This is a genomic window from Sulfitobacter sp. HI0129, from assembly GCF_001635395.1.
Taxonomy (GTDB): Bacteria; Pseudomonadota; Alphaproteobacteria; order Rhodobacterales; family Rhodobacteraceae; genus Sulfitobacter.
The window spans coordinates 1-7,651 of the sequence record NZ_LWGH01000571.1; the positions used below are offsets into that span (position 1 = coordinate 1).

6 protein-coding genes and 3 pseudogenes are annotated in these 7,651 nt (G+C 61.6%); 7 read left to right on the top strand and 2 right to left on the bottom strand.

Annotated elements, in window-relative coordinates; genetic code table 11:
- A pseudogene (locus tag A3764_RS15320) lies at positions 1-238 on the top strand (IS110 family transposase); the annotation flags it as partial.
- A 236-nt stretch (positions 239-474) separates the two neighbouring features.
- On the opposite strand, the pseudogene A3764_RS24140 reads toward A3764_RS15320, so the two are convergent.
- Positions 475-1,280, bottom strand: a pseudogene (locus A3764_RS24140) (IS3 family transposase); the annotation flags it as partial.
- 59 nt (positions 1,281-1,339) lie between these two features.
- On the opposite strand from A3764_RS24140, the pseudogene A3764_RS15335 reads away from it, so the two are divergent.
- From A3764_RS15335 to A3764_RS15345, 3 genes and pseudogenes are all read left to right on the top strand, one after another.
- Positions 1,340-1,936: pseudogene (locus tag A3764_RS15335) on the top strand (DUF6927 domain-containing protein); the annotation flags it as partial.
- A gap of 124 nt (positions 1,937-2,060) precedes the next feature.
- On the top strand, positions 2,061-2,387 hold the full coding sequence (locus A3764_RS15340) for a type II toxin-antitoxin system PrlF family antitoxin (protein WP_067927754.1): 327 nt from the start codon (positions 2,061-2,063) through the stop codon (positions 2,385-2,387).
- Entirely contained in the window at positions 2,384-2,902 is a 519-nt protein-coding gene (locus A3764_RS15345) for a type II toxin-antitoxin system YhaV family toxin (protein ID WP_067927752.1), read from the top strand. The genes A3764_RS15340 and A3764_RS15345 overlap by 4 nt, the downstream gene beginning before the upstream one ends.
- A 290-nt stretch (positions 2,903-3,192) precedes the next feature.
- On the opposite strand, the gene A3764_RS15350 is transcribed toward A3764_RS15345, so the two are convergent.
- Complete coding sequence (locus A3764_RS15350) at positions 3,193-3,543, bottom strand: ArsR/SmtB family transcription factor (RefSeq protein ID WP_007803330.1); 351 nt, start codon at positions 3,541-3,543, stop codon at positions 3,193-3,195.
- Between the two features lie 63 nt (positions 3,544-3,606).
- Here A3764_RS15350 and A3764_RS15355 point away from each other — a divergent pair, with 63 nt between their 5' ends.
- The 3 genes from A3764_RS15355 to A3764_RS15360 all read left to right on the top strand — a co-directional run.
- Positions 3,607-4,458, top strand: a complete 852-nt coding sequence (locus A3764_RS15355) for a cation diffusion facilitator family transporter (protein WP_007803328.1) — start codon at positions 3,607-3,609, stop codon at positions 4,456-4,458.
- 389 nt (positions 4,459-4,847) lie between these two features.
- Entirely contained in the window at positions 4,848-4,994 is a 147-nt protein-coding gene (locus A3764_RS25230) for an antitoxin PaaA2 family protein (RefSeq protein ID WP_153218031.1), read from the top strand.
- A gap of 269 nt (positions 4,995-5,263) precedes the next feature.
- Positions 5,264-7,651 (top strand): strawberry notch family protein (locus tag A3764_RS15360; RefSeq protein WP_150122210.1); only part of this gene is annotated, 2,388 nt, incomplete at its 3' end.

Genomic DNA, 7,651 nt, shown 5'->3' on the forward strand with positions numbered 1-7,651 from the left:
ACTTCGCAGAACCCTCTGGATGGCGGGCCAGGTTGCCGTGCTCAAACACACGAACAGCTTCCGCGACAAGTTCGAACGCTACATCGCGGGAGACCGACACAATGCCCATCTGCGCCGCAAGGCCTACACCGCAATCGCGGCCAAGATGGCGCGCACCGTACACGCCGTGGTCAAGCACGGCGAACCCTATCGCCCCTTCTTCGAGGGGGTGAGCCCAGGTGGAAGGACCCTTGTCTGATCAGAGCCGTGGAGGCAGTTCGCTGACCTCGTAGATAATGTTCAGGTCTTCCGCTTGGGATTTTGGATCTCGTCTTAAGGACGGTGAGGGCCGCCATCGCGCGTACCCTGTGTTTGCTATGGGAGAGACCGCTTCTTGACGGCGGAGACCGCCTGGGCAACCATATCAGGGCATCCGGGACACCGGATGCCCCATGACCTGCTGACCTAAGCAGACAAATCTTCCCGATATAGGACGTTATCACTGACGATGCAACCTGGTTTTCCGTAGACCCGCACCAGCGCATCCAGCTCGCGGGCGACACGGGCTCCCGAGATACTGGTGTCGGCCATGAGGCATAGGTTTTCGCGGCAGCAATCGTCGATCACTGCCAGGATGCGGAACTTGCGTGAAGCACCAAAGCTGTCCGACAGAAAGTCCAGCGACCACCGCGCATTTGGGCGCGCCGCCTCCGGCATCGGTGTGCGTGTGCCGCGGGCCCGTTTGCGGCCACGTCGTCGCTTCACCGAGAGACCTTCCTCCCGGTAGAGCCGATACAGCTTCTTGTGGTTCATGATCATGCCCTTGCGTTCGAGCAGGACGCCGATCCGACGATAGCCGAACCGACGTCGCTTGCCGGCAATCTCCTGCATCTCTTTGCGGATCTCGGGGCAATCCGGCGGGCGTTCGCGCCGGACCGTCTTTGGATCGACACCGACAAGCCGGCAGGCCCGGCGCTGCGAGATGTCGTGATCCCGCATCGCTCTGAGCGCTGCCTCTCGCCGCTTGGTCAGCGTCGTCAGTTCTTTCCCAGAAGATCTTTCAGGACCACGTTGTCGAGCATCGTATCGGCCAGCAGGCGCTTGAGCTTGGTGTTCTCGTCTTCCAGCGCCTTCAGCCGGGCGGCTTCCGACACCTCCATGCCGCCGTATTTGGCTTTCAGCTTGTAAAACGTGGAAGGGCTCAGCCCGTGACGACGGCACACTTCGGCCGTCGGCATGCCCGCCTCTTGCTCCTTGATCATCCCGATAATCTGCGCCTCGGTAAAACGGCTCTTTCGCATTCGTCTGCTCCTTCAAGGTTGGGCAGACTCTACATCATGATGAGGGATTTCGCGGGGGGCAGGTCACTCAGCTGTGCACCTTCGAGGGCAAAAGGCGCAAGACGGAACTGGTCAAAGCCTGCAAGGTGGGTTCGACTTGGTATGCGGCGGCAAAGGTCACAAATATCGACGGCACCCCTGTCGAAGACACGACCTATGTCACCGATGCGGATGGCTCCATCACTTTCGCCGCCGTATTCCTTACCCGATATGATGACGGCTGCTGGGGCTACAAGGACATGGAGGAAAGCGCGGGACCGGTCGAATCCCGCGCGCCACTGAGCCTACTGGCCCTGCTGTCCGAGCTGAAAGACCCAGACAGCTATGCTCATGCCTGGCGCCAGCGCTGCCAGGACTGGGCTGCGATCCCGGACTACGAGGAAGGCGACAAGATCAAGCTCGCAGCACCGGTGACGCTCACCGATGGCAGTACCTGCCAGATTGTCACCGCGACCCACTACAGGCGCGTGCGGCAAAAGCGCCGCTGCTACGGCATCGAGGAAACTGGTGGGCTCGTACGCCTGTCGAAGGCCTCGCTTGCGGGCTCGGAGCTGCTCAGCTCCGCGAAAGGTGCGGCTAGCCCGGTGCTGGCGGAGTTCCTGGCGGGGCGAAATTAGGTCCTGCGCTGGACGGTTCATCGACCTGCCCGGCGACAGCAGATGCTGCGGCTTGTCTTGACAAGGCAATGCAAATGCATTACCTATCGCGGGCAGCAAAGACCCTTTTCTTCAGGAGACTGCCATGACAGCCCTCGCACAAGATGTCTCGAAACTCACGGATCGGTATCAGACGACCGTGCCGGCGGGAGTGCGCAAACAGCTCAAGCTGGGCAAGGGCGACCAGATTCGTTACTGCACCGAGCCGAGTGGCAGGGTCTATATCGAGCCCGTGCGCAGCGACGAGGAAGATCCCGTGCTAGGAGCCTTTCTCGATTTTGTCGAGGCCGATATCAAGGCGCATCCGGACCGCATTCGGGCGTTCGATGGGGCTTTGCATGACCGTCTTGCAGCACTGGTCGGAGACGTTGACGTCGATCTCGATGCGCCGCTATTGCTCGAGGATGAATGAGCGGCGATAGCGTGCCCGCCCAAGCGCCCCTTGTCGTAAACGGATGGTCGATTTATGCGCATCCGCTCTTTCTGGATCAGCTCGAAGGGCTGATTGAAGAGGTCGAGGCGCGTAAGGCACGCGATCCCAAGACCTGGCGCAAGAAAAACCCGACGAAACGGCTGGCCGCCATCTTCAAGCTGGTCACCGAGGCCATACCGGCAGATCCGGGTGCCGCCGCCTTCCGGCAAGGCGGCACACTCGGCGATCACCGCAAGCACTGGTTTCGGGCGAAATTCTTCCAGCAGTATCGGCTGTTCTATCGGTTCAACAGCGATGCGAAGGTCATCGTGGCGGCCTGGGTGAACGACGACAAGACCCTGCGCGCCTACGGCAGCAAGACTGATGCCTATGCGACGTTCAAAGGGATGTTGGAAGATGGCAATCCACCTGACAATTTCGACGCGCTCTTGAAAGAAGCTGCAGCGGCGGGCAAGCGGTTCGAAACTTCCCTTGAAGCGGTGCCCGATCGGTAAGTGGGGTCGAATGCCTGAAGGAGCGGAATCCCACGCTAAGGCTGCCAGTAAGGGGGCATTATGCGTTTCAATCGCCGTCATACTTGGGCCAAGTGAAATAGGCGACATTGGTGTGTCATATGGCTGGTACGATGAAATTCTCAGAAGTCCCTCCCTATCCGTACACCTGCCGTTCGCTGCATCGTGTACGAACTGGTAAGATGCGGGACAAAGGGTGCATTCGCTGCGGATGCGCAGATGGCTGCTTCAGGTTTGGCGCACCGATAGGACATTGCAGCAGGTCGCGCCGGTTAGTCCGTATAGCTTTGGCAGGCATCAACTCCGTTGGCTGTCGAGGCAAGTAGCTGATCTGCATCACGGATGAGATCGGCGACCCGCCTGTCCGCCAGACGATACCGAACGAAGCGGCCTTTGCTGCGGCGACTGACCAGCCCGCATTCCAGCAGACAGCGCAGATGGTTCGAGACGTTGGGCTGACCCAAACCCGTATGCCCGACGATTTCCTGCACGTTGCGTTCGTCCGACACCAGCGCATCGAGGATCGTCAGACGGCTGGGATCGCTTAGGCCCCGGAAGAGCTTTGCCCGCAGTTCCAGTGTATCGGGTGCCGAAAGATCGTCTTGAATGTTTTGCGCTGTCATATCATTATCCACTGATACGTTAGCAGCGTACCTTTTCGCCCGCCACCACAAAAAGGATCGCACATGAGCCAGCCCGATAACAGCAAGTTGGCGACAGCCTCCTCCCCGATCCGAATGCGGGTGCAAGGCATGGACTGCGCGAAAGATGCCGCCGAGATCGAGCGCGCGGCCCGGTCTGCGGGCGTGGCCGAAGGCGACGTGAAAGTGTCCGCCGCCACCCACATCATGACATTGCGGATCGCGGACGGCGATCTGCCGAAAGTGCGGCCCGCGCTCGACGCGACCGGCTACGGTTTCGAGAAGATCGAGGACGGCGATACATCGTCCGATCCGGCCTACAAGGACCCGAGCTATCGCCGCGCGCTCTGGATCGTGGTCGCGCTCAATCTCGGATACGGCGTGGTCGAAATGTTCGGCGGGTTCCTGTCCGGTTCGCAGGCGCTGAAGGCAGACGCGCTCGATTTTCTGGGCGATGGTGCGATCACGTTTCTGGGCCTGCTCGCCATCGGCTGGAGCCTGACATGGCGGGCGCGGTCGGCGATGATCCAAGGCGTGTTTCTGGGCCTTCTGGGCCTTGGCGTTGTCGGCAGCACGCTCTGGCGTGTCCTCAACCAGACCACGCCAGAAGCCGGGTTGATGGGAGCCTTCGCGGTAGGTGCGCTGATCGTAAACATCCTCGCGGTGCTGCCGCTGCTAAAGCACCGCAAGGGTGATGCCAATATGCGAGCCGTCTGGCTGTTCTCTCGCAACGACGCCATCGGCAACCTCGCCGTGGTCATCGCCGCCGGGCTGGTCGCGTGGCTTGGCAGTGCATGGCCCGACCTGATCGTCGCGTTCGCGATCGCGGGGCTTTTCCTGCATTCGTCGTGGATGATCATCCGCGATGCCCGGAGTGACTTGGTGGAAGCTGACTAACTCCATCATGGTGCGACGCGCCGGACGAAAGCCGACATTCGCGCGCCCCGCAGCATCGGTGAGTCTGGGCTCGTTTGAGACCTTCGCGGCATCCCGCCCCAACGTCGGCAATGGTGTGAAGGGGCGTCTGTGCGCAGATGTTTTGGTCATCCCCATAATGTAGAGATCTCAAGAGTCTTATCGTCCGGGAAGTTTTGCTGTAACGTTCGATCATCGCGTGAACGGGGAATCCGAGTTGAAACAGCCTTCAGACCGCAAACAGGCTTGCGACAAAGTCAATCTGTCCAAGGTCCATTCTCCCTACCGCCGATCTCGGGTCGCTCTGAGCGTTGCAGCTATGCCGAGAGACCTAGGCGAGCTTCTGGATAGGCGCCTCGAGGACCATCGCCGTGACCGGTGAGATGACGTCCCATGATGCCTGGTTTCGGTCCAAGGTGAAGGAGGCACTGAATGACCAGCAGGCCGCGACACCGCATTCCAACGTGATGAACCTTGTGCAGGCGGTGATTGATGAGAAGCGCCGCCAACAGTCTTGAACAGTGCGTTCTGTTCTTACCTGGTACCTTCGTGCGTTTCGGGGTGTTTTGGTGGGTTGCCGCCGCTTCTTCTGTCAAAAAATTGTTTGCCGATCGGCTGCGTGACTTAGCCTTTGATTCCGACAAGGGCGGGTCGCGCTCGTGATCTGAAATTCTGCACTCACTCTCGTTGCCCAACCTCCGTCATAGCTTTCGGCGGAAACCCCAAAAAGTGTAGAGCGGGCTTTTTGTCCTTTGGAACTCAGACCCTGATCCAAAGGAAAATCCCCATGTCCAAACCCAGAACGGCCAACCCGGCTCTCGCAATCTCCGAAGCCGATCTCGCCTCTGCGCTAGCGCTTATCGGCAGAGAGATCCACCACCAACCCCTGCGCAGTTCAGCGCTGGCGCGCATCATGCGCGAGACGTTTCATGGCAGCGATGCCGGGGGTGCCTGGGACTGGCGCATGGCCTATGACCTGATGCAGGCCGCTGCCGTCCAAATGCTGCTGCGCGGCGACGGCGCGGCAGGTGACATCGCCGCGGCAAGGCTGCTTGCCTCACGGCTGCTGACGGAAACCCGCCGGTCAGAGCAGCAGATCCGGCTACAGCAGTTTTCCACGCCGCTGCCATTTGCGGCGCTGGCCTTGCGGGCGGCAGCCGTTCGCAAGGGCGAGACCGTGCTGGAGCCCTCGGCTGGCACCGGTGCCCTGGCAGCTTTCGCCGCCCGGGCCGGTGCCACCCTTGTGCTCAATGAAATTGACCCCTTTCGCCAGCGCCTCCTGCGCGCGGTTTTCGGCGGCGAGGTCACAGGCCATGACGGCGAGCATATCGATGATCTCCTACAGACGCCGGTTCTACCCGACGTCGTGGTGATGAACCCGCCCTTCGCCTCCTCGGTCGATCGCTCCCGAGACAAGCACATCGCCGCCAAGCATCTCATCGCGGCTGCAAAGCGCCTGGCACCCGGCGGGCGGCTTGTGGCGATCATGCCGCCGGGATTCACGCCCGAACGCGATGCCGCGCATTGGTCCCGCGCCTGCGGTCTCCTGACGCCACGATTGGCGCTGACGATGCCGGGGCAGGTCTACCGCAAGCTCGGCACCTCTGTCGAAACCCAGCTCATGGTCTTCGACAAGGTGCAGGAGGGCGGCGAGATGATCCGCGCCACTTTGTGCGATCTGGATGAAGCCCTTCCATTTGTCGATGCCGTGGCCGCAACACGGACCGAGATGAGCCCGGCCCAACGGGTTGAAGCGATCCCTCATGCTCGGCCGACCGTTCGATCATCTGTCCCGCGCAAGACCGCTGCCGGTGTTATCACCGCCCCCACAGCCAGGGCCAATGCCGTCCGTCCGCTCAGCTTCACGAGCCTTCAGACCCCGCGCAACAACATGCCCATCTCGGACATCTATGCGCGCTACCGTCCGCAACGGATCGAGATTGCGGATGCGCAGGAACATCCCACGCCGCTCGTTGAAAGCATCGCCATGGCCTCGGTTGCCCCGCCCATGCCCTCAAATACGGGCCGTGATGACTTGCGCCTGCCCGCACGGTTGATCGAGGAGGGACATCTCTCCGAGGCGCAGCTGGAAACCATCATCATGGCGCATGACGCCCATCGGCGCGACCTGCCGGGTCGGTTCGCGATCGATGACGACCAGACCAAGCTGACGCGCGCCGATGATGACCCGGATGCACGTGCCTATCGCCTTGGCTATTTCCTCGGCGACGGCACCGGTTGCGGCAAGGGGCGCGAATGCGCGGGGCTCATTCTCGTGAACTGGCTGGCCGGTCGCAGAAAGGCGATCTGGGTCTCCAAATCCGCCACGCTCATCGAGGACGCCATCCGCGACTGGACCGATCTCGGCGGCTCGCCTGCCGACATCCAGCCGCTCTCAAAATGGAAACCGGACCAGCCCGTCCCTATGGGTGACGGTATTCTCTTCGTCACCTACGCCACGCTGCGGTCCGCGGGCAAATGCGGCACCACACGACTGAGCCAGATCCTCGACTGGATGGGCGAAGACTTTGAAGGCGTACTGGCCTTTGATGAGGCCCATGCCATGCAGAACGCGGCCGGGTCCGAGCAGGTTAGGGGGGGCAAACCCTCCCAGCAGGGCCTTGCTGGCCTGCGGCTGCAACTGGCAGCACCCCGCGCTCGCGTCTTCTACATCTCGGCCACGGGTGCCACGAGCGTGCACAACCTCGCTTATGCCGCGCGGTTGGGGCTCTGGGGGCAGGGCCCCGAATACCCCTTCCCGAGCCGCGAAAGTTTCGTCTCGGCGATGGAGGCAGGCGGCGTCGCTGCCATGGAGGTAGTCGCGCGCGATCTCAAGACGCTCGGGCTCTACACGGCCCGCGCCCTCAGCTTCGACGGCGTGGAATATGATGTGCTCGAACATGCGCTGACACCGGCGCAGATCGAGATCTACGACGCCTATGCGGGTGCGTTTCGCACGATCCACCACAATCTCGAGGCAGCCCTGACTGCCACCGGCGTCAACGATGCCTCGGGCGAGACCAATGCCTCGGCCGCACGCGCCTCGGCCAAGTCCCGCTTCGAGAGCACGAAACAGCGGTTTTTCAACCATCTCCTGATGGGCATGAAGGCCCCGACCATCATCCGCGCCATCGAGGACGATCTGGCGGCGGGCTACGCCTGCGTCGTCCAGGTG